Source organism: Paenibacillus sp. MAHUQ-45, assembly GCF_058133325.1.
In genome coordinates, this window is sequence record NZ_JBYUPV010000021.1 from 43,576 (window position 1) to 65,986 (window position 22,411).

The 22,411-nt window shown below is 48.3% G+C and carries 15 protein-coding genes; 5 read left to right on the forward strand and 10 right to left on the reverse strand.

What is annotated here, in order from left to right:
- Nucleotides 1-132 precede the first annotated feature (132 nt).
- Both uvrA and uvrB read right to left on the reverse strand, forming a co-directional pair.
- Entirely contained in the window at nt 133-3,006 is a 2,874-nt protein-coding gene (uvrA, locus tag AC3Y23_RS27935; RefSeq protein ID WP_379205335.1) for an excinuclease ABC subunit UvrA, read from the reverse strand.
- A gap of 226 nt (nt 3,007-3,232) precedes the next feature.
- A complete protein-coding gene (gene uvrB / locus AC3Y23_RS27940) occupies nt 3,233-5,224 on the reverse strand; it encodes an excinuclease ABC subunit UvrB (RefSeq protein WP_379205338.1) in 1,992 nt (663 codons plus the stop codon).
- Between the two features lie 177 nt (nt 5,225-5,401).
- Here uvrB and AC3Y23_RS27945 point away from each other — a divergent pair, with 177 nt between their 5' ends.
- Both AC3Y23_RS27945 and AC3Y23_RS27950 read left to right on the forward strand, forming a co-directional pair.
- Nucleotides 5,402-6,184: a flagellar motor protein gene (locus AC3Y23_RS27945; RefSeq protein WP_379205340.1), complete on the forward strand. Its 783-nt coding sequence runs from the start codon at nt 5,402-5,404 to the stop codon at nt 6,182-6,184.
- Nucleotides 6,181-7,050: a flagellar motor protein MotB gene (locus AC3Y23_RS27950; RefSeq protein ID WP_379205342.1), complete on the forward strand. Its 870-nt coding sequence runs from the start codon at nt 6,181-6,183 to the stop codon at nt 7,048-7,050. Before AC3Y23_RS27945 ends, AC3Y23_RS27950 begins: the two co-directional genes overlap by 4 nt.
- Before the next feature lie 94 nt (nt 7,051-7,144).
- On the opposite strand, the gene AC3Y23_RS27955 is transcribed toward AC3Y23_RS27950, so the two are convergent.
- Nucleotides 7,145-9,889, reverse strand: coding sequence for an S-layer homology domain-containing protein (locus tag AC3Y23_RS27955; RefSeq protein ID WP_379205344.1), 2,745 nt, complete (start codon nt 9,887-9,889; stop codon nt 7,145-7,147).
- A gap of 385 nt (nt 9,890-10,274) precedes the next feature.
- On the opposite strand from AC3Y23_RS27955, the gene AC3Y23_RS27960 reads away from it, so the two are divergent.
- Nucleotides 10,275-11,960, forward strand: coding sequence for a methyl-accepting chemotaxis protein (locus tag AC3Y23_RS27960; protein ID WP_379205346.1), 1,686 nt, complete (start codon nt 10,275-10,277; stop codon nt 11,958-11,960).
- An 87-nt stretch (nt 11,961-12,047) separates the two neighbouring features.
- Here AC3Y23_RS27960 and AC3Y23_RS27965 read toward each other — a convergent pair whose 3' ends face one another.
- The 7 genes from AC3Y23_RS27965 to AC3Y23_RS27995 all read right to left on the reverse strand — a co-directional run bounded on the left by AC3Y23_RS27965 (nt 12,048) and on the right by AC3Y23_RS27995 (nt 19,762).
- The gene (locus tag AC3Y23_RS27965) at nt 12,048-12,236 is read right to left on the reverse strand and encodes a hypothetical protein (RefSeq protein ID WP_379205348.1); all 189 of its coding nucleotides are present in this window, start codon (nt 12,234-12,236) and stop codon (nt 12,048-12,050) included.
- 66 nt (nt 12,237-12,302) lie between these two features.
- The gene (locus AC3Y23_RS27970) at nt 12,303-13,457 is read right to left on the reverse strand and encodes a cation:proton antiporter (protein ID WP_379205350.1); all 1,155 of its coding nucleotides are present in this window, start codon (nt 13,455-13,457) and stop codon (nt 12,303-12,305) included.
- Between the two features lie 196 nt (nt 13,458-13,653).
- A complete protein-coding gene (locus tag AC3Y23_RS27975) occupies nt 13,654-15,894 on the reverse strand; it encodes a M56 family metallopeptidase (RefSeq protein ID WP_379205353.1) in 2,241 nt (746 codons plus the stop codon).
- A complete protein-coding gene (locus AC3Y23_RS27980; RefSeq protein WP_379205355.1) occupies nt 15,891-16,298 on the reverse strand; it encodes a BlaI/MecI/CopY family transcriptional regulator in 408 nt (135 codons plus the stop codon). The genes AC3Y23_RS27975 and AC3Y23_RS27980 overlap by 4 nt, the downstream gene beginning before the upstream one ends.
- 188 nt (nt 16,299-16,486) lie before the next feature.
- Nucleotides 16,487-17,644 carry an ABC transporter permease gene (locus AC3Y23_RS27985; protein WP_379205357.1) on the reverse strand — a complete coding sequence of 386 codons (1,158 nt, stop codon included), beginning with the start codon at nt 17,642-17,644 and terminating at the stop codon, nt 16,487-16,489.
- Nucleotides 17,637-18,809 carry an ABC transporter permease gene (locus AC3Y23_RS27990; RefSeq protein WP_379205360.1) on the reverse strand — a complete coding sequence of 391 codons (1,173 nt, stop codon included), beginning with the start codon at nt 18,807-18,809 and terminating at the stop codon, nt 17,637-17,639. Before AC3Y23_RS27990 ends, AC3Y23_RS27985 begins: the two co-directional genes overlap by 8 nt.
- 17 nt (nt 18,810-18,826) lie before the next feature.
- A complete protein-coding gene (locus AC3Y23_RS27995) occupies nt 18,827-19,762 on the reverse strand; it encodes an ABC transporter ATP-binding protein (RefSeq protein WP_379205362.1) in 936 nt (311 codons plus the stop codon).
- Between the two features lie 191 nt (nt 19,763-19,953).
- Between AC3Y23_RS27995 and AC3Y23_RS28000 the strand changes: the two genes are divergently transcribed.
- Both AC3Y23_RS28000 and AC3Y23_RS28005 read left to right on the forward strand, forming a co-directional pair.
- On the forward strand, nt 19,954-21,126 hold the full coding sequence (locus AC3Y23_RS28000) for a sensor histidine kinase (RefSeq protein ID WP_379205365.1): 1,173 nt from the start codon (nt 19,954-19,956) through the stop codon (nt 21,124-21,126).
- 97 nt (nt 21,127-21,223) lie between these two features.
- A complete protein-coding gene (locus tag AC3Y23_RS28005; protein WP_379205367.1) occupies nt 21,224-21,877 on the forward strand; it encodes a response regulator transcription factor in 654 nt (217 codons plus the stop codon).
- Nucleotides 21,878-22,411 lie beyond the last annotated feature (534 nt).

Below are 22,411 nucleotides of genomic sequence, written 5' to 3' on the forward strand. Positions count from 1 at the left end.
AGTCCCTTCTTTATAATTGCTCCTACCGAAAAACTTTCAGGGGAGTGCTTCGTTCCTCCTTGCATACTTTTGACTTGCAAAATAAAAAAAGAGCCACGCTATCGCGTGGCCCTCTAACTAAGGTTACATCAACTAACTAATGTCCGATGTCTCGAGCTGTAGAGCTTCAGTCCGCTCCGTGTCCCGGAGCAGGATAGGCTTCAGGTATCTGCCTGTGTAGGACGCCTCTACAGTAATCAGCTTCTCTGGTGTACCCGTAGCCAGCACCGTTCCTCCACCGCTACCGCCTTCAGGTCCCATATCGATGAGATAGTCGGCGGTCTTGATGACATCCAGGTTGTGCTCAATAACAAGCACGGATTCTCCAGAATCAACAAGGCGATGTAATACTTCCAGCAAGCGGCCGATGTCATCCACATGCAGCCCGGTTGTAGGCTCATCCAGGATATACAAAGTTTTGCCTGTGCTGCGACGGTACAGCTCGGAAGCCAGCTTCACACGCTGTGCTTCCCCGCCTGACAGTGTCGTTCCCGGCTGGCCAATCTTAATGTACCCGAGACCAACATCAAGCAGCGTCTGCATTTTGCGGTGAATACGCGGAATGTTAACGAAGAATTCCGTCGCATCCTCCACAGTCATTTCAAGTACATCGGATATATTCTTGCCTTTATATTTCACTTCCAGCGTCTCACGGTTATACCGCTTGCCTTTGCAGACTTCACAAGGTACATAGACGTCCGGCAGGAAGTGCATCTCAATCTTGATAATTCCATCCCCTCGGCAGGCCTCACAGCGTCCGCCCTTGACGTTGAAGCTGAAGCGACCCTTCTGGAAGCCGCGCACCTTAGCCTCATTGGTCTTGGCGAACAAATCACGGATATCATCGAACACGCCGGTATACGTCGCCGGATTAGAACGAGGAGTCCGACCGATTGGCGACTGGTCAATTTCAATTACCTTGTCCAGATTTTCAAGCCCTCTGATCTCCTTGTGCAGCCCCGGACGAACCTTCACCGCTTTGTTCAGATGGCGAGCCAGGCTCTTGTAAAGAATCTCGTTAACCAACGAAGACTTACCGGACCCGGATACACCTGTTACGGCCGTAAAGACACCCAGCGGAATTTTGACATTAACGTTCTTCAGATTATTCTCTTTGGCACCACGGATCTCCAGCCAGCGGTCATCCGTTGGACGGCGTTTGGAGGTCACCGGGATAAACTTCCGACCACTTAAATATTCTCCCGTCAGAGAATTAGGGTCCTTCATAATCTCTTCCGGTGTCCCCTGAGCAATGACCTGACCGCCATGAATCCCTGCACCTGGGCCAATATCAATGATATAATCAGCAGCCATCATCGTGTCTTCATCATGCTCGACCACAATCAAAGTGTTGCCAAGGTCACGCATATGCGCAAGAGTGGAAATCAGACGATCGTTGTCACGCTGATGCAACCCGATGCTAGGCTCATCCAGAATGTACAGTACGCCCATGAGGCTGGAACCAATCTGGGTAGCCAACCGGATACGCTGCGCTTCCCCGCCAGACAAGGAGCCTGCTGCTCGGCTAAGTGTCAGATAATCCAGACCTACGTTCACCAAAAAGCCGAGACGGCTACTGATTTCTTTGAGAATCAAGTTAGCAATAGCCTGCTCTTTCTCAGAGAGAACAATATGCTCAAAGAATTCCTGGCAATCCCCAATAGAAAGATCCGTAACATCCGCAATATGGCGATCATTGATCGTCACTGCCAGAATCTCTTTCTTCAGACGTTTACCTTTGCAGACGTGACAAGGCTTCGCGCTCATAAAACCTTCGATGAACTCGCGAATGCCGTCCGAAGCCGTCTCACGGTAGCGGCGCTCCAGATTGGGGATGATACCTTCAAAGGCAACCAAGGCGTCTTTCTTTTGCCCAAAATCATTCTCATAGCGGAAACGGATTTTCTCACTACCTGTGCCGTTCAACAGCTTATCCATCTGATCCGCTGCCAGTTCGCTTACCGGTACGTCCTGTGGAATATTAAAATGCTCACAGACCGATTTCAAAAATTGCGGGTAGTAGTTGGAGGTGCTTCCCGTCCAAGCCAGGAAGGCTCCGTCTTCAATGGATTTGCTAGTGTCTGGAATCAACAGATCAGGATCGACCACCATCTTCACACCAAGACCATCGCACTCACCGCAAGCTCCGAATGGGCTGTTGAAGGAGAACATCCGTGGAGCCAATTCTTCTATACTAAATCCACAGACCGGGCAAGCGAAATTGGAGCTGAACAGCAGCTCTTCCTGATCGATAATATCAACGAGGATTTTGCCGCCCGACAATTTCAGTGCAGTCTCGATGGAATCTGTCAGCCGAGTCTCGATATCTTCCTTGATGACAATCCGGTCTACCACTACTTCAATGGTATGCTTCTTGTTCTTCTCTAGCTCAATATCCTCGGTCACATCACGCAGTTCTCCATCCACGCGCACGCGGACAAAACCTTGCTTGGAAATATCCGTGAAAAGCCCTTTGTGCTCTCCCTTACGTCCTGAAATCACAGGAGCCAGGATCTGCAGGCGTGTCCGTTCCGGATACTGCATAATACGATCCACCATCTGTTCAACCGTCTGCGAGGTGATTTCAATACCATGGTCCGGGCAATGCGGATGACCAATACGTGCGAACAAAAGCCGCAAGTAATCATAAATTTCTGTAACTGTCCCTACCGTGGAACGAGGGTTGCGGCTAGTAGTCTTCTGGTCGATTGAGATTGCCGGCGACAACCCATCGATGGAGTCTACATCTGGCTTCTCCATTTGCCCCAGAAACTGGCGTGCGTAGGCCGACAGCGATTCAACATAACGTCGCTGACCTTCGGCATAGATCGTGTCGAACGCCAGCGACGATTTGCCGGAACCGCTAAGTCCCGTCAGCACGACGAAGCGATCACGGGGGATCGTCACGTCTATATTTTTAAGATTGTGCGCCCTAGCGCCTTTAATTACAATATTTTCGTTCGCCAACGCTATAACCTCCTAGAGTTCACCCACCCCACTTCAACCTTCCTAAGTGAACCCGAAGAGCTCGAGCTCTTAGGGCAACGCTTAAGAGGCGAAATGATGGATGGGATTGTGCGGAATGAATCGACTGAACTACAAGCCATACAAAGGAATGATCTAAAAAGAACGGCCTGGGAATAGCGCCGTTCAAATTATATTTTTTTAGCGGAAAAAGAGAGTGTTGAATCGGCTACTCGGCACGCAGTTCCAACAATGCGTCACGAAGCTCTGCGGCGCGTTCGAACTGGAGGTTCTTGGCCGCGTCTTTCATCTCGGCTTCTAGACGCTGCATCAAAGACTGGCGCTCTTTCTTGCTCATCTTGCCACCAGCTCCGGTCAAATAATTCGCCTTCGATTCTGCAACCTTCGTTGCTTCGATGACATCACGTACCCGCTTATGGATCGTAGTTGGTGTAATCCCATGCTGCTCATTATAGGCGATTTGAATGGAACGACGGCGCTGGGTCTCACTGATTGCCTTATCCATGGACTCCGTAATCCGGTCACCGTACATCAGTACACGCCCTTCGGAGTTCCGCGCCGCGCGGCCAATCGTCTGAATAAGCGACCGCTCCGAACGAAGGAAACCTTCCTTGTCAGCATCGAGGATTGCGACCAACGATACTTCTGGCAAGTCAAGGCCTTCTCTCAGCAAGTTAATCCCCACCAGCACATGGAACGTGCCAAGACGGAGATCGCGCAGAATGGCCATCCGCTCCAAGGTCTTGATATCGGAGTGCATATAGCGCACCTTGATTCCGATATCTTTAAGGTAATCGGTTAGATCCTCCGACATTTTCTTGGTGAGGGTAGTGACCAGCACCCGTTCATCCTTGGCGATACGGTCCTGGATCTCGCTAATCAGATCGTCGATCTGACCCTCGGTTGGACGAACCTCAATAATAGGGTCCAGCAGACCTGTAGGTCGGATGATCTGCTGTACCATTGTCGGACAATGCTCCATTTCATACGGTCCTGGTGTGGCCGATACATATACGAGTTGGTTAGCCTTGCCCTCGAATTCCTCGAATTTGAGCGGCCGGTTATCCAGTGCAGACGGCAAACGGAACCCGTGATCCACGAGAACGTTCTTACGCGCTTGGTCACCATTGTACATCGCCCGGATTTGCGGTAGCGTCACATGCGACTCATCTATAACAATGAGCATGTCATCCGGAAAATAATCCAATAACGTATAGGGGGTCGCCCCCCGTTCACGGAAGGTAAGCGGACCGGAATAGTTCTCGATCCCAGAGCAGAAGCCCACTTCCTTCATCATCTCGATATCATAGCGCGTACGCTGCTCCAACCGCTGTGCTTCCAAGAGCTTACCTGCATCGCGCAGCGCAGTTAGCCGCTCTTCCAGTTCACGCTCAATATTTACGAGGGCCACTCTCATGGTCTCTTCCTTCGTTACAAAGTGGGAGGCCGGGAAAATAGCGACATGATCACGCTCACCGATCAGTTCACCTGTCAGTACATCAATCTCTGTAATACGCTCGATCTCATCGCCGAACAGCTCGACGCGGATGGCATGCTCCCCTTGCGAAGCTGGGAAGATCTCGATGACATCGCCTCGCACACGGAAGGTCCCGCGTACAAAATTCATATCATTACGCTGATATTGAATATCCACGAGCCGGCTCAGAATCTGGTTGCGCGGTTTCTCCATGCCCACCCGCAGTGATAACAGCAATCCACCGTATTCCTGCGGTGAACCGAGGCCATAGATACATGACACACTGGCTACGATAATCACATCACGGCGCTCGAACAAAGAACTGGTCGCCGAGTGTCGTAGCTTATCAATCTCTTCATTTATGCTGGAATCTTTCTCAATGTAGGTATCGGAGGAAGGAATATAGGCTTCAGGTTGATAGTAATCGTAGTAACTGACAAAATAGTCAACCGAGTTGCTAGGAAAAAACTCCTTGAACTCACTCGCAAGCTGTGCAGCCAGCGTCTTGTTGTGTGCGATCACCAGCGTAGGGCGGTTAAGCTTCGAAATCATTTGTGCGATGGTAAAGGTCTTCCCCGTTCCTGTCGCTCCCAGCAGCGTCTGGTGCCTCTTGCCCTGCCGGATGCCGTCTACTAATTCCTCTATGGCATGAGGCTGATCGCCCTGGGGTGTATATTCGGACTCCAGCTCAAAAGTCTTCGTGCTGAGGACAATATCACTCATTTGCCCGTCTCCCCTCTATCGACTAAAATATATTAATATATTATTGTTATCTGAAAATAAGCTCTTCATACGATGGTGATAAAATTTGGAAGATAAGAATACTTGTTCCCGTTCATTATACAATGTTGACGGTAACGTTGCAAACCATAATATATAGAAACTTAAGGAGCATGCAGCATGGATATCACTTCAATTATTGGCATCGTAGCCGGACTTGCCGCCATGGTCGGCGGCTTCTTCTGGGAAGGTGGAAGCCTCTCTGGCCTGCTACAGCCGAACGCCGCCCTCATTGTTTTTGGAGGAACGCTTGCAGCCATACTGATCAGCTTTCCGGCATCCAAATTACGAACCCTTCCTGCAGCGCTATCGCTGGCTTTTGGCAAAAACGTCGGAAACAATGAAGAGAAAGCTGAGGAAATCATTGCGATGGCTGCGATTACCCGGCGCAACGGGGTTCTTGCCCTGGAGAAAAGAGCTGAGGAGCATCCTGATCCCTTCACCCGTGAAGGCCTGCAGCTCATGATCGACGGGACCGACCCCGAGCAGGTCAGGCAAATCCTGGAGCTGGAGATGGACGCTCTGGAGGCCAAACATGAAAGCTATGCCAAGATTTTTGAAGCAGCCGGGGGCTATGCACCTACTATGGGTATTATCGGTACAGTCATGGGTTTGATTCACGTGCTGGGAAGTCTGACTGATCCTTCAAGTCTAGGTCCCGCCATCGCGGTCGCCTTTACGGCAACACTGTATGGGGTTGCCAGCGCGAATCTTATTTTTCTACCCATTGCCTCCAAGATCAAATCCCGCAGCCAGGAGCAACTACATGTTATGGAGATGCTGCTTGTGGGTATCCTGGCTCTTCGTAACGGGGAGCATCAGCAACTAGTGCGTAAGAAGATGAATTCCTTCATTGATGACTCAACTCCCACTGAGTTCATTCGTACAAGAGGCAATTCATGAGACAGCGAAATCGCCGGAAGCAGAGAAGAACCGAACAGGACAGCCGTGACCGCTGGATGATCACTTATGCAGACCTTATTACGCTGCTACTTATTTTTTTCGTCGTGCTTTATGCTATGAGCAGCCTGGACACCGAGAAGTATAATGTCGTCACCGGCTCCTTGTCCCATACCTTTAAGACCGGGAGTTCCTTGCTAGACGGAGGCAACGGCCTTCTGGATGGGCAAAAAGGAATAAACGGCACAAGCCCAGGCACACAGCAGCAGCCAGGCAGCTCCCAAGGTCCAGCTCCGGGAAATGGACAGAATGCAGGCGGAGCCCAAGCCAGTGAAGGACCATCGCCAACGAAGCCGGACAACCTGAAACCTTCGGAGCGAGAGCTGGCTTTCCGTGAACAAGAGGCCCGGCTTGCCGAACTGATGGGCGTGATCACCAAATACGTACAGGACAACAATCTGGGCGACCAAATCTTTGTGGCTGATAAGCCTCAGGGCATCGCGATCACACTCAGTGACCGTTTTCTATTCGATCCCGGCAATGCAGCGCTTAAAGCCCCTGCTCTTCCAGCGTTGAAGCAGCTTTCGGGTCTATTCCACGGAATAGGCGCTACTATAAGCATTGAAGGCCACACCGACAACATGCCCCTCTCGAAGCTATCCCGTTATAGCGACAACTGGGAGTTGTCCGGGGCACGGGCCCTTTCTGTACTGCGCTACTTTGTGGACAAAGAAGGGCTGAACCCAAGTACATTCCAGTACGCAGGTTATGGCGATACGCGCCCGGCCTCCGACAATTCCACCGAAGCCGGACGGCAGAAGAACCGCCGCGTAGAGATTATCGTGCTGCGCCAACTACAGGGCAAATAACGAACTTATGCAGGTATATACGAAAACAAGAAAAGCTCCCGCGCCGTCTAATAAACGGCTGGGAGCTTTTGTCATACAATATCAGCAGTTCTATCTATTCTTCAACAGTTATAACCGCGCCTAAACCATACTTTGTTCCCAAATAATAGTCTCCTGGCGATAAGGCTGTTATTTGTAGTCTTACGGGCTGATTTACTTTGGAAGCGTCAACCTCCATTTTCATTCCCCGATTTTCTGTAACTATTTTATCATAGTCAGCTTGGGGGCCGGTCTCCATGAAAGGAACCAAATAAACGGTACCCGGTGCATCAATGTTAAATGTCAGCATGTCACCAGCTTTGGCTTTCGCCTTCGATTCTCCCATAGGTGGCCTTGGTGACAACAAGTACAACCTGATGGGCAGGGTATGGTGACTACTGACAAACTCGACGTTCTTTTCCCCATTCGCTGTTGTGACTGCCCCTGCGATCAGCTTGAAATCATAGAAGTTGTCGTATTTCATCAAGCTGCTAGCCGTTTTGATGCGAATCTGATTACCTATAATCTCAACCCTGCCTGAAGCGGGAGTAAAGCTCTTAAACTCTCCGTTATTTTGACGGAACTGTACAATGCTTTCTAGACTTTGTCCCTCAGTAAGATAAACACTGCGATTATAAACGAACCACACTTCATATTCGGGATATCCAAAAAAAGGAACGGCATCAGGCTTGTCCAGGAGCGGCTCATTTTCATTAAGAATAGTTAACGACACATAACCTCTATACCCATTGTCATCGTAGGCAATAATATTAAACAGATGGTTCTGAGGGAAGCCAACATTCTTAAGACTACTTGTATCAAAGTAATTCCGTTCCCCCGCCTTCACATGTTTCTTAATCCCTTCACCATTTTGTACAGCCTGTTCAAGTGCATCCTTATATTTGGAAACTTTTGTACTTACAAGATATACATCATAATCAAGATTTGTTGTAAAATAAACAGCTTCTCCAACCCCAACGTGTCGTTTATCCAATTTAATAAAGTTATCAGGCTCCGTAGGAATATTTGTTGGCTCCGGAGTCATTGTTGCTTCCGGCGTTGGCGCTGGTGTTGGTGTTGGTGTTGGTATTGGTCCAAATGTTGGCATCGAGCTTGGTGCTGCACTAGGACTTGGGCCCGGTGTCCACTCTGGTAACGGTGTTGCTGTGGGTACAGGAGTTTCCGTGCTTGCCGGTGTCGCCGAAGGTATCGGCGTATTCGACGGTTTCGGTGTCGCTGTGAACACAGGAGTTTCCGTGTTTTCCGGTGTCGCCGTCGCTGTGGACACTGGAGCTGGTGTACTTGTTGGTGTCGATGTCGCTACCGGTGTTGCCGTCGGAACAGGGGTTGGTGTACTTTCAGGAATGCCGCCAGTTCCTCCACCTCCTCCAGCTCCGCCACCGGCCTGAACCGGAACCTGCGTTGCTGCCGGAGCTGGCGTAGATGATGCCTTTGGAGCTATTGTAGCTCCTGGCGCTCCTCCGATGCTTACAGTGAGATCGGCAGGCACGCTGCTGCCCAGAGTAAGGTTTTCCGGTTTATTTTCAAAAGAAATCCCGAGCGCATTAACGACACTATTCTGGATGCTGCCCAGACCTATAACCTTGGCTGAAGCATTCAGCACCATGGACAGGATGGAAGATTCCTTGGAGACCTCAAGAGTAGCGTCCCCTGCCTGCTTAGCCACGTTCAACTCTTTTACACTTCCTGAAGGAATCTGGAGAGTAATGCTGTAAGCCTCTACATCCACTGTATTGAAATAGCCTGTAAGACTTACAATGCTGTTGGGCGGCAGATTCTCGGTCAATGAGACCCGGTTAATACTAACACCTTGGGACACATCCAGGATGGCACTGGTATTCATAGCGACTTCCTGCACTGTGGAGTTCCCTTCAGCTACTAACCGGACGGTACCCTCTTTTTTATCGATGATGATCTTGACAACTACACTATCCTGCAGATGGATACTGTTCTTACCACCGCCATAGATATATACCTTTCCTTTGACCTTGATATTGTTGAGGTAAACATCCCCAGAACCAACACCCTTACCGATAATCAAATCACCTTTGATCTCGGTGTTCTTCAGACTAATGCCCGGCGCGTTAATAATAACGTTGCCTTTGGCCTGATCCAGTCCAGTGGCTGGACCATAGGTTCCGGCTTCACCGTACCAGTCACCGTAGTATTTCACCGCACGATCTGCCAGAGCCACTGCTTCCGCACGGGTTAACGCTTTGTCCGGCTGGAAGGTATGATTGCCATAGCCTGTGAGAATCCCCTGCCCCACGACCGCATTGATCGCGTCCTTACTCCAGTCTTTGATATGTTCCTGATCTGCAAACGTAACCCCGGAAGCTACTGCTGGCAGCTTTAGCAATCTCGTTATCGACACAGCTGCTTCTGCACGGCTCAATGTAGCTGTCGGCCTAAAAGTCCCATCTGGGAAGCCCTGAATATACGCGCCATAGACCGCAGTACTTACATCAGTGGCAAACCACTTATCCTCCGGCACATCCTTGAAAGCTGTCTTCTCACCCGATTGTAACTGGAAAATGCGATTGAGCAGCGCTACCCACTCACTACGGGTTACTGCACGTTCAGGCTCAAATTTATCTGCCGCGGTCCCATTTACTATTCCCCGTGCGCTCCAACGGTCGATAGCTTCCTTAGCCCAATGTCCCTTGGTATCAGACCATGTCACCTGGCTTTGCTTGTCACTGTCTGTTGTTCCCACCGGCGCCGCCGCGAAGGCCAGGCTCCCCCAAATCATGCTGGCTGACAATAATGTCGCCAATATCTTGCTTGTTTGTTTGTACATCCTAATATCTCCCCGTGTTTGATCAATTTGATCTGCGAAAACTTGAATAGCTGGCTAGCACCCCAAGATATAAAATCTTCTTCATTAGGTAAACCAAGGCAATAATCGTCTATATTATAGTGATTTGAACCATTTATTTCTATCTATTTTTTGGATAAAGTCCGACCAGGAACGTATACAACTAGAACTCCTGTTAATATTAGGCCCATAACAATCATTAAACTAGGCCTAATATCTCATTTTTTTCGTTAATGCGAATGTATGTTATGTATAAAAATTCATTGTTAATTTCAGATAACAACCCACTAAAAATGGCTTCTCATTAATGGAAAATCGTGTTATTGTCGAATTGTGGTGAATAACTGATGTCAAAAGGGGATGACTTATGAGGTTTAGTATCAGCAACAAAATATTAACTGGTTTTTTAATTATTGCAATATTTTTAGGATTTATCAGTTTCATATCCTTTTACTATTTACAGGAGATTGACGATTCTTACACAGATCTTGTTGACAGACGTGAGAAGATTTTAGCTAATTCCAAAGATATCCGAGCAGAATCTATACAGCAAATGAGTAGTTTAAGAGATTATATGCTCAACCAGAACAAAGAGCAGCTTGATAAGCTGCATGATGTGAATGGGAAAATGTCAGAACTGGCGACCACTACTTTAACTATGGTACGGCTGGATATCGATAAAAAAGACATTCAAAAATTACAGGAACTGAACCAACAATTTAACACAGCTGCCACCGAGGTTACCGCATTAATAGATTCAAATAAAGAAGCCGGAATAAAGGCCTCTACCAATGTACTCCAGATTGGTCGGGATATGCAGGAGCTTGCGAATAATATTGCTGACAGACAGCAAAAGATAGTTGATAAGGAGGCCCAAAACAATTCAACGATGGTCGATTCCATCAAAAGAGTGATAATGATTATTAGTATCATAGCTTTTCTACTAGCTATTCTTATTGGTATCCTTATCTCCAGAATCATTTCCAAACCCATTGTTTCTATAGCAAACGCTGCCAAAGAAATCGCTTCGGGCAACTTGACTCTTAAAGCCATCGAGACGAAGAACCGGGATGAAGTCGGTGATTTAGCTAAGTCCTTCAACCAAATGGTGATAAATCTTCGGGAACTGATTGCTCAAACCACTACAAGCGCCGAGCATTTGGCGGCTGCTTCGGAAGAATTGACAGCAAGCGCTCAACAAACTAACGTAGCGACAGAACAAATTGCTATCTTTATAGAAGAAGTGGCCACTGGATCAAATAAACAGACTCATAGCGTAAGAGAAAGTGTACTAGCCGTCAACGAAATGTCCTCAGGCGCACAGCATATTGCTGCCAATGCGCAAAATGTCTCCTCCTCTGCCTCTGATGCCGCAGAAAAATCGTTTGAAGGCAGCCAGGTCATCCAGCGGGTGATGGATCAGATGAGCTCCATCCACCAAACCATCAAAAATCTATCAAACGTGATTCATAGGTTGGAGAAGAGATCCCAAGACATTGGGGAAATTGTTAAAATGATTACCGGTATCGCCGCACAAACAAACTTGCTGGCATTAAACGCTTCAATTGAAGCCGCACGGGCAGGAGAACAGGGCAGAGGATTTGCAGTAGTGGCAAGTCAAATTCGAAACCTCGCTGAACAATCTTCCCAGTCTTCACGCCAGATTGCCGATCTAATCTTAAACGTACAACAGGAAACACAAGATGCAGCGCAATCTATGGAAGCTGGTATACAAGAAGTAGATGAAGGTATTCTTGTAGTACATATGGCGGGCACATCATTTGAACATATCGATCAATCGGTACAACGAGTATTAACTCAAATTCAAGAAGTTGCTGCTGCTGCTGAAGAGATGTCTGCAAGTTCAGAACAAATCAACAACTTAATGGAATTTATATCTACGATCGCTCATGAATCCGCTTCAGGCCTTCAAGAAATCTCCACTTCAACAGAGGAGCAACTAGCCTCTATGGAAGAAATCTTCTCCTCTGCTTCTTCCCTATCCCAAATGGCTGAACAATTACATAGTCAAATCGATAGATTCAAGGTTTAAGCAGGTCATCGATCTAAAGATTTATTTAACAACAAAGAGCGAACGGACATATACCCGTTCGCTCTCCAGATTAAATTAAAGATCTCGTCAAAAAATTCTCACTAGAACAACAATCAATGCGATAATTCCCACCAGAATCAGCAGATTCGTTACCTGTCTTATGAACCCTGGAGGCCCTTCGAGATGCAATTTCTTTTCATTGACATCAAAATTCGCTTTGGCCCCATAAGGGTCCATTGGCGGAGACTGCGGTGGTATGTTGTGACCATCGGACATAACGCCAGCTCCTTTTGTGAAAGATACTTAATTATAACATTTATATGCATTTATTCACAGTTACGTTTACTCATCCTCCACTTTCTCTGGATCATGAAACATGTATTTCAGCAGCGGTGGAGTAACGAGTGTTGTTACAATCACCACAATGATTACCGATGTGAAATACTCCGGGTGTAGCAGCCCGTTTTGCAGTCCAGTAGCCGCTATAATTAAGGCAACCTCTCCCCGTGAAATCATACCTGCACCGATAATTGCTGAAGAACGCGCGTTAAAGCCGGTCAAGCGTGCTCCAAGGCCTCCACCCAGCATTTTAGTGAGAATGGCAATAACCGTGAGCAATACAACAAACCCAATCTGTCCTCCTACACCAGCAAAAGTTACGTTTAATCCGATGCTTACAAAGAACACCGGTACAAAAATGGAGTACGCAATGGGTTCAATCTTGGTCTCTACTGTATGCTTGAATGAAGTTTGGGCAATGGCAATGCCAGCTGCAAAAGCGCCAATAATCCCGGCCATTCCGAGCAGCTCAGCAAAGTATGCATAGCCAAAGCAGATCACGAGCGCTGCAGTAATCGTAGCCTCAGTAACTCTAAGCGGGGCCAGCCATTTCATCAGCCTTGGAACAAGGAAGGCACCCGCGATGATGGCGACGGCAAAGAACAGCACCTTTTTACCAATAAGAAGTCCGATAGACACTCCCGACCCTGTACCGAAAAAGCTCATCAGCACGGCCAATAAAATCACCACCAGAATGTCATCGACTACAGCAGCGCCGAGTATGGTTGAGCCCTCGCCTGAATTCAGCTTATTCATATCCTTCAACACCTGAACAGAGATGCTCACTGAGGTGGCGCTCAAAATAACCCCCATAAACAAGGCATTATGGTCAGCAAAACCGAACCATTCCCCTATAGCAAAACCACCTGCAAAGGGTAATATGATCCCGCCAACGGCCACAGCAAAGGCCGATTTCCAGTTCTTGCGGAGCTGCTCCAGATCCGTCTCGAGACCTGCAATAAACATCAGCAATAGCACGCCTATCTCCGACATATAATGAATAAAGTCCCCATCCTGCACCCAACCCAGCACCGCAGGTCCTAGCACAATCCCGATTATCAGCTTGCCCAGGACAGCAGGTTGTCCCAGCCTTACAGATAAATCCCCGGCCAACTTGGTAAACAACAAAATCAACATCAAATAAAGAATAAATTGCATGGTTTCTTCCACTCCTTTTTCTCTCTGCCTGAGCCCCTCCTGTAATATTAATGATGTCCTAAAAAAGACAAAGAGGAGCCCTTGGTGACAGGCTCCTCCAAAAAACAATAAGATATGCAATTGAGTTATTGTAGATTTATTATAACATGAGCTTGCGGTGATGTCTGCCCATGGTGCTTATGCGTTAGCATCTTACCTATTCAAGAATCATCGGCTGGGTTTGAATCAATGCAGCTACAATGTCTTGTTGATTCTGTACTTGTGCGTTGCGAAATACAGCTTGGTAGCATACGCCCTGTTCCAGCCAGAAGTAGCTGATAAAATCAGGCTCATCTGGTGTGCTTAGCTCTCCGTCAACTTTATAGGGGTCTGTCCGCAATACTTCTTGACCGTCCACCATGATCGGAGCTACCGGTACCTTTACCTGACCACGATCGATTCGATAGAAGAGCGCTTGCCCATTATTCTTTATTTTTGCATACTGTCCATTATCCTTGATCTGTGTAAAAGTGAACTGTTCCGGATGCTCTTTATCCGCTGATTCGTTATCTACATATCTGTTATAAATTACTCGTGATAACGCGTCTTGTTCGTTCTCCGGATAACTAAAATTGACTTTGCTGGTCTCATTGGCACGTTCAAGCTTATAGTTTAATACTTTCAAGGGGAATTTAGGTGTAAAACCAATCGCTGAAGCTGTCAGCTCCAGGTCTTCCATGTCGAGGATATCAACAATCAGCAGATCTTTATTGATGTAAGTATTTTTCATCCGCTCATCAGGCAGCTTCATAGAAGCAATTAATGATTCCGATTGCTCTTCAGACAGCGAAGCACCACCTAGGTCCAGTTTATAACCAATCCCATTACGCTCCCACAAATAAAAAATATCTTTCAAACGATTATCCGTAGTAGCATGAATCTGGAGAACATTTAAATTACCCACTACGATTTGTTGTTCTTGTATTTGAGCTTTATTATCACGAAAAACATTAATTCGTTGCTTCACCTTCTCTGCCATGTCTTCAAGAGTATATTTCCCCTTACTTGGAAGTTGTTTTAACGCCTCCAGGGTAAATTCTCCAGTCCTGTATTTCCCACTGCCAGCGTCAAAAAATAGGGCAACACTATTTATAAGATCTGTGCCTTTATCGGCATCCGCTGCAGAGAGACGCGCCATCTTCAGTCCATAACCTGTAGGAAGCACAGCTGGTACCTCAAAAGCGAATCCTGCTTCCTTAACAGCTCTGTCCAATCGATTATACGCTCGGCTGCCTTGAGCTGGCAGTAGATCATTACTAACGGTCTTCGGATCGTTAATTCCCGCAGGAATAGAGCTTCCTGAAGCATTGGTAAGTGTAACTGCACCAAAGATTAATATGAATAAGAGTGCGGTTACGGAGATCTTGTAGGACCCCTTTTTAAATGAGCTAATCATGGAAATCCTCCTAACAAGCTCTTGCCGCTGGCGGGAGTTAGAGTAATAGAGTAATGCCCGTGGGCGCCCATCAGTAGAGTAATTCTTCATAAAAATAATCATGGTCATTCCATAGGCCACAGCCTCTTCTTCTCCCGCCTTCTCCAGCACGTAAGCATCACAGGCCAGTTCCCTGTCCGCCTTCATCCGACGCATCGCTACCCAGATCAACGGATTCGGCCAGTGGATAGCAGCGGCAAGACTCCCAAGATAATTCCACAGCATATCCTTCCGCTTGTAGTGTGCAAGCTCGTGGGCCAGAATGTGATACAGCTGAGAAGCGTCCATCTGGTGGATAGCCTGCTCCGGGATATAAATCCACGGTCGCAGCAGCCCCGATAAGTAAGGACTTAGAGTGGAGTGCCCAGTATAGAGCGGTATATTCTTGGCTATCTTGAAGTTGCGTCGGGCTTCGTCCAGAACTGCTAGCACACCGGGATCGCTTACCGGAAGCAATTGCTTGCGCAGACGGGCCATCCATCCCATGAAAAGTAACAGATTAAGCAAAAGCACGATCATCCCTATGCACCAGATAATGGTTACAATTCTAAGCACGAGAGGTACGGTGCCGGCTGCTGCACCCTCTGTAAAACTTTTAGACGATAACTGCTCTCCCACTTCTGACGGGACGGCATTCGCTCCTTCCGTAACACCTGATTGAGGAAGCCTCTTGAAGAGCTGCTGAGAAGGTCCTGTCGTTTCTAGCTCCGCCCGTTCTCCCTGGTACCACAGCTTCTCATGAAGCGTACGGCCATAATCCAGCACGTGGAAGAGACTCAAGCTACTCTCCGGAAATACCGGCACCAGCAGACGAATAATCACAAGCAGCCACAGCAGGTGGCGAATACGGGCACTAAGCACCTTTCGAAACACTGACTGAATGAGCAGAATAAGGAGAATAACGACACTGGCGGCAACTGTGGACTCCATCAGGGCGAAAAAGCCTGAATAGAATACGTTCATCCTTGACCACCGGTTGAGTCGTTCCCTTTACGCTCTTTCTTCTCGGTGAGAATCCGCTGCAGCTCTTCAATCTCCTGCTCGGACAATACAGCCTCTTCCAAAAAATTTGTCACCATCAAATCTGCTGCTCCGCCAAAAACCCGCTGCAGAAAAGACTGGCTCTCTGCCTTCACACATTCCTTCTCAGAAACCAGCGGATAGTAATGATAGGTTCGTCCTTCCTTGTTGTAACCGATGGCTTTCTTTTTCAGCAGCCTTGTGATAAACGTACGCACGGTCTGCTCGCTCCACTCAATATCGTCCGGAAGCATGGCGGCAATATGCTCAGCTGTGATGGGGTGATCACTCCAAATAATCTTCATAATCTCCCATTCTGATTCGGATATTTTGGGTACAGGGCTCATATGTTTTGCCTCCTCTGTCGCTTGAATCTACAAGTGTAATTCTAAGTTTAAAGATAATATTACATTTGTAGATCTAAAAAGTCAAACCCTTAATTTCCTGTTTCTTCAAAATAAAAAACCGTTTCTCCCAAGAGCTATTCTCGGGAGAAACGGTTAGTGAACTATAGGCTTGGAGTTGTCAGTACATGCTACGCTCCGCTTCCCGCCTCATTGGGGCGGAGCGTAGCGGAGCCAATCGCTAACAGTATGGCTGCCATAAGACCCAAGATGGCGAAGGGCAGCCATAATTCGGACCAGCCACCTCCTGCGGCGGCAACCTCGACCGCTTGCATCGCCCATTTTTGCGGTACAAAGTTGGCGATCTTTTGCATGTAACCTGGCATAATAGAGAGCGGCCAGAAGCATCCTCCGAGCATAGAGGTCGGTGTAAGAATAAGGGCATTCAGCATGCCCGTGTTGTTCTGGTTGCGGATTAGTCCTGACACAGTGCTAGCAATCCCCATGGACACAAGCATAAAAGCAGCTAAAACCAGGAAGAACAGATACAGAGGAAAGCCAAAATTATAACCCAGCACCCCACGTGTCACCGTCAGCAGAGCAATAATCTGAATTACCCCGACCAGAAAGCTACCCAGAAAATTACCTATGGCAATCTCGTATGCACGCACAGGAGCACTGAACATTCTCATCATGATGTGGTCCCTGCGGTCTTTGACAATAATAGAGACAGAACTTGTCACAAGCCCCATCAGAAACAGCAGTGTGAACCCCGTAACGTTCAACAGCTCAATCCGCGGATACAGATTATAATCCGTGCGCTTGCTGCCGATATTGTGTTGCTCTGATTGCTGCAGCACTGCCGAGAACCTGGACTTCATGCTGTCGGCTGCACCCGCAGACCGTAATACTTCCGCTGTGCCGCTCATTCTTTCAGCAATTTCACCGGCTTTACGTTTGAACATGATGGAGGTCTCTGAGATTTTCAGCTCATAGTAGCTGATCTGCGGCTGCTTGCCAGCCAGCAGGTCTTCCGTATATCCGGACGGTATGAGTAGGCCGGCCGCACCTTTTTGATCGATGACCTTGGCCTTCAGCTCTGCTTCCCCAGAAGTCTGCACCAGTTTGTAATCTCCGGTAGCAGCAAGTTCTGCAATGACATGGCGACCACCTGCACCGCTATCCTGGTTGGCGTACAGCACCACAGGGACTTCAACGCTGTAACCCCCCATGATGGAAATGACGAGGGACACAACAATACAAGGGAGAGCAATATAGATCAGTAGCCCGGACCGGGAGCCAATCGTTCGCTTGACCATGCTTAAGGCAATCGTCATGATGTTATGCATGATATCCCACCTTCCGGTATGAGAGCAAAGCCGCACCGAACAAAACGAAGCAAATCAAGGACATCACGAGCAGATTGGGCAGGATTTTGGATATATTCTCCTGAAGCATCATCCGCAGAATGGACTGCATCGCCCAGTGGTTAATCGTGAATTTGCCCACAGAATTAACCCAGGAGTCGGGAAGCGGCGACATCCCTCCACTAAGAAAGGTCATGCAGACCGTAAGCAAAGTGATCACACTACGGGCACTGGCTCCGCTTTTGAAGAACATGGACACCACGATAGACAAGGTCATGGACGCTATAATCATCAGCAGACAGAAGAGCAGCAGCATGGCCGGACGGTTACCCCAATATACCCCGAACAGCCAGTGAGACAAACCAATAATAGCCAAACATTGCACGATTGCGACTGCACCTACACCAAGCATTTTTCCAATGAAGAGCTGAGCACCCTTAACGGGCATGGAACCCAATCGATACAGTGTATTCTGCTCTTTTTCATTAAACAAGGATACATTCACGGTCAATCCACAGTAGAGTAGGAACATCAGCAGCATGGATGCTGCATAGAACTGGGAGGCGCTATATGAACCATTATCCGCCCCAAGTTTACTCATTTTGATGACAGGTTGAGTGTCCGAGCCTGAGGCCGGGTACGCGGCTAAGCTGTCCGGTCCCAAAATCAGGGCTGTCGCCTGCATATCATTAACACGATTAACAAAGTTATCGAACACGGTTCCCGCCACCAGATTATCGGTATGATCCTTGCCAAGGATAAACTCCAGACGGGCTTGTTCTCCGCGCTCAACCTTCAGATCAAAATCTGGCGGCACGATGACAGCATATCCGTATTTTCCAGTTCGCAACCCGCTCTCTGCCGCCTCACGGCTGGGCACAGCTGCAGGAATGATCACATCATGCAGCTCCGGCGTTTTGAGAAAGCTATCCACCAGTGAAGACTCCGCTAAATTCTTAGACGGTTGATTAACCACACCTACTCGGACAGGATGAATGGTTTGGCCCCCTTGATCACCTACCATTCCGGATAACGAGGTTCCCAGAATAAAGATCAGCACCAGGGGTAACAGAAATTGGTTTATCAGGAGCGAACGCGAGCGGAACAGGCGGCGCAGCTCATAAGTCATAATGGTCCAAGTATTCATTCTATTCCCCACCTCCATTAGTCCCGTAGCGACCGTCCGGTCAAGCTCAGGAACAACGTCTCCAGATTAGGCTCATCGACATGCAGAGAAGCAATAATTCCTTCGTGTTTGGCGAAAATAAACAAAATATCTTGAAGCTCCCCTTGAGAGGAAGGCAGATATATATTCACAACATTCTCCTTGACCTCTACCCGGTTGACCCGAGGATGTAGGCCAAGCTCCTGGATCAGTCCAGGGCTGATATTGCTTGCGTGGATCACGATTTTCTCTTCACGAGCCACCCTCTCCCGCAGCTCCTTCTCTGTTCCGCAAGCGATGATATGGCCTTTATCCATAATCGCTACCCGGTCGCAAATAGCCGCTACCTCTTCCATGTAATGACTGGTATATATCACCGTCGACCCCAATTGGTTCAGCGTCTTGACCGATTCCAGAATATGATTGCGTGACTGGGGATCAATACCCACGGTCGGCTCATCCATAATAATCAACCGCGGACGATGCATAATAGCACAGGCAATATTCAATCTGCGCTTCATCCCCCCGGAAAAGGAAGACGGCTTATCCTTCGCCCGATCACTGAGCCCGGTAAAGGCCAGTGCCTCTTCCACACGTTCCTTCAGCAGCTTGCCGCGCAGTCCGTATAGTTTACCGAAGAACGTCACATTCTCCGCAGCCGTCATGACATCATAGAGTGCAAGATCCTGCGGCACCAGCCCGATTCTTCGTTTCACCTCAAGGGGATTTGCCGTTACCGAAATTCCGTCCACCTCGATGCTGCCACCATCCATAGACAAGAGACCGCAGAGCATGCTGATGGTCGTGCTTTTTCCTGCGCCGTTCGGACCTAGCAAGCCAAAAATTTCTCCCTCCTGAATGCTGACGTTCAAGTGGTCCACTATCAATTTTCCATCATATCGTTTCACTACATCAGTCAGTACCGCAAGTGCCATGCTTCATCTCTCCTGTCAGTTCAAACTGTTATGGCTTTATTGTATCGCGGGAAGTATGGAAGGTAAGGTACGGAAGGTCACTTTATGAAGGTGACAAAAGTCATCTCCTGAAATTCACAGTCCATATGCTATGCTATATAGCATAAACAAAAGAAAATAACATAATAAGCGAAGAACATATACATGAATCTATGACAAAGGAAGGCACCGCCGTGAATCGAGAGTTAACATTACTGCGTTACGGACTTATTGTGATCCCTGCGCTGATAACGATGCATATACAGGAATATGCCGATTACGAGCTATTCACTTTGCATCTGCTGATTCTTCTGTTACTGGTTGTGATGGAAGGACGTATGCCTCTGGCCTTTCGGACATTGCTCAGTGGTATCGAGATGTTACTAACAGCTTGGCTGTGCAGTCAGTACGGCCCTTTGATGATCTTTCCCGCTATGTCGTCCCTCCTGCTCTACTCACAGTTTCAGCCGCGGTCTGTGCCGACGGTCTTTACTGCGGTGCACTTGATTGCCCTTAACGCTGCCTTTCATTCCAGCTCTCAGCTTACGATAGCTTCTATTAATCTCGCCTTCCTGCTGGCTGCTTGTCTCATGGTACTGTTGCGCCGGGCCATGCATGGCCAAGCCGAAACTCTGTTTCTTTACGATGAGCTGCGCAAGCGGCATTTCGAGCTGGATGAGGCCCGAACCCGGCTGCAGCAATTCGCTGCCCAGGTTGAGAATACCGCCCAATCCGAAGAACGAGTACGAATCGCCCGCCAATTACATGATGATATTGGACACCGTCTGATTCGGGTTAAAATGATGATGGAAGCAGCCATTCATACACTTCCTTCCTCCCCGGACACTGGAATGGCCCTCATGGTCCAGATTCGTGACCAGCTCTCGTCCAGCTTGGATGATATGCGCGCAGCCGTTAGGCGTATTAACTACGCACCCCAGCTCGAAGGTGCTTATGCACTGGACCGGCTGCTGGAGGAGACGGGCCGGGATACCGGTATTGTCACCTCCTACAAGGTGGAAGGTATGCCATTTCAGCTCTACCCAAGCCTGCAAATCGTACTCTATAAAAATGCGCGCGAAGCTATCACTAATGGGCTGCGACATGGCAAAGCCACAGCGATTTCCATCAAGCTCGGCTATTCCCCGAGCGAGGTGACCATGGCAATTAGCAACAATGGCCTGCTGCCCCATGATAAGAACTTATTGCAGAACAGAGGTGGCATGGGGCTAAAAGGCATGGAGGAGCGGACCTCCCTGGTCGGGGGCACCTTGGAGCTCCGGCTGGAACCGGAGTTTACCCTGATCACCCGGCTTCCTGTATATAAACAGTCTGAAATACTATAGCTGTATAAACTGAGGTTTGGCACATCATCAGTGCTTGCCCAAACAACTAGAGGATTTTGCATAGAAATCAAAAAATAAAGGAGGCCTGCTGAACATTATGATCAAAGTTCTGATTGTTGACGACGATTCTTTTATCCGCGAGAGCCTGAAGGTGCTGCTGGGCATGGACGGCAATATAGAGGTAGTTGGAACAGCGGGTGACGGAAATGAAGCAATGACTCTGCTGTCGGGGGGACTCGCAGCAGATGTGGTTCTGATGGATATTCGTATGCCCGGCTGTGGAGGCGTTGAAGGCACGCGACTAATCAAGGAAAGCTATCCACCGATTGCAGTGCTGATGCTGACCACCTTCGACGATGACGAATACATTATCGAGGCTCTGCGGAACGGAGCGCAGGGATATTTGCTCAAAAACATTCCGCCGGACCGCATTATTCAGGGGATCAAAACTGTACATGAAGGCAACATGCTCATCCATCCCGATATTGCCCGCAAGCTGGCTACCTTCCTTAAGCCCGCGGCACAACAGGAAACTACACCCGCGCAATACCTCGAAGCTTACGGGCTAACCAAAGCCGAACAAGCTATCGTCGCTTCCATCGCCGAAGGTCACTCCAATAAGGAGATTGCCAGTACCTTATTCCTGAGCGAAGGTACCGTCAAGAACTACATCACCGATATCCTCAGCAAGCTCAGCCTTCGCGACCGCACGCAGATTGCGATCTTTTATTTGAAAAATATCCGGGAGTAAGGTTAGGAAGTGGCGATAGGGATAAGTTGGTTAAAGTGCTGGTGAGTTGCTGTGAGTGGTGTTGGTGAGCAGTGATAGTGAGCCATAGTGCTGTCTGGTGCTGGTAAGTCATGCTGATGTCTGGCGCTGATGAGTCGTGCTGACGTCTGGTGCTGGTGAGTCATGCTGACGTCTGGTGCCGATGAGTCATGCTGGTGCTAGTGCTGGTTCCCGGTGCCGGTGAGAAGCACTGATGATTAGTAATAGTGAACAGTGCTCGCGAGCATTAGCCGCTAGAAGCCCAAACTTTTCCGCAATGGCGAACTCTCCTTATCCCCGTATTAGAATCATGAGTTCAACTAAACAGCAGATAAATAAGCTTGCCCGCAGAAATAACTGGATAAACTCCCGTTATTCAATCGCTCCTTCTTCGCTATATCAGAATAACAGGAAAAGATCTAGACCTGTTGATTAGCTAAATTATGAGTTTAAATACATAATTTAGCTAAATAAATTCTCCACTCCGACGACACTGTTTGTAAACTTAATAATCGT

Bases quoted from the DNA above. Each gene is read 5' to 3' on its own strand.
- AC3Y23_RS27990 (WP_379205360.1), bottom strand. From the start codon at position 18,809: ATGAATACTTGGACCATTATGACTTATGAGCTGCGCCGCCTGTTCCGC.
- AC3Y23_RS27980 (WP_379205355.1), bottom strand. From the start codon at position 16,298: ATGAGCCCTGTACCCAAAATATCCGAATCAGAATGGGAGATTATGAAG.
- AC3Y23_RS28005 (WP_379205367.1), top strand. From the start codon at position 21,224: ATGATCAAAGTTCTGATTGTTGACGACGATTCTTTTATCCGCGAGAGC.
- AC3Y23_RS27945 (WP_379205340.1), top strand. From the start codon at position 5,402: ATGGATATCACTTCAATTATTGGCATCGTAGCCGGACTTGCCGCCATG.
- uvrB (WP_379205338.1), bottom strand. From the start codon at position 5,224: ATGAGTGATATTGTCCTCAGCACGAAGACTTTTGAGCTGGAGTCCGAA.
- AC3Y23_RS27965 (WP_379205348.1), bottom strand. From the start codon at position 12,236: ATGTCCGATGGTCACAACATACCACCGCAGTCTCCGCCAATGGACCCT.
- AC3Y23_RS28000 (WP_379205365.1), top strand. From the start codon at position 19,954: ATGACAAAGGAAGGCACCGCCGTGAATCGAGAGTTAACATTACTGCGT.
- AC3Y23_RS27960 (WP_379205346.1), top strand. From the start codon at position 10,275: ATGAGGTTTAGTATCAGCAACAAAATATTAACTGGTTTTTTAATTATT.
- AC3Y23_RS27950 (WP_379205342.1), top strand. From the start codon at position 6,181: ATGAGACAGCGAAATCGCCGGAAGCAGAGAAGAACCGAACAGGACAGC.
- AC3Y23_RS27975 (WP_379205353.1), bottom strand. From the start codon at position 15,894: ATGAACGTATTCTATTCAGGCTTTTTCGCCCTGATGGAGTCCACAGTT.
- AC3Y23_RS27970 (WP_379205350.1), bottom strand. From the start codon at position 13,457: ATGCAATTTATTCTTTATTTGATGTTGATTTTGTTGTTTACCAAGTTG.
- AC3Y23_RS27995 (WP_379205362.1), bottom strand. From the start codon at position 19,762: ATGGCACTTGCGGTACTGACTGATGTAGTGAAACGATATGATGGAAAA.
- AC3Y23_RS27955 (WP_379205344.1), bottom strand. From the start codon at position 9,889: ATGTACAAACAAACAAGCAAGATATTGGCGACATTATTGTCAGCCAGC.
- AC3Y23_RS27985 (WP_379205357.1), bottom strand. From the start codon at position 17,644: ATGCATAACATCATGACGATTGCCTTAAGCATGGTCAAGCGAACGATT.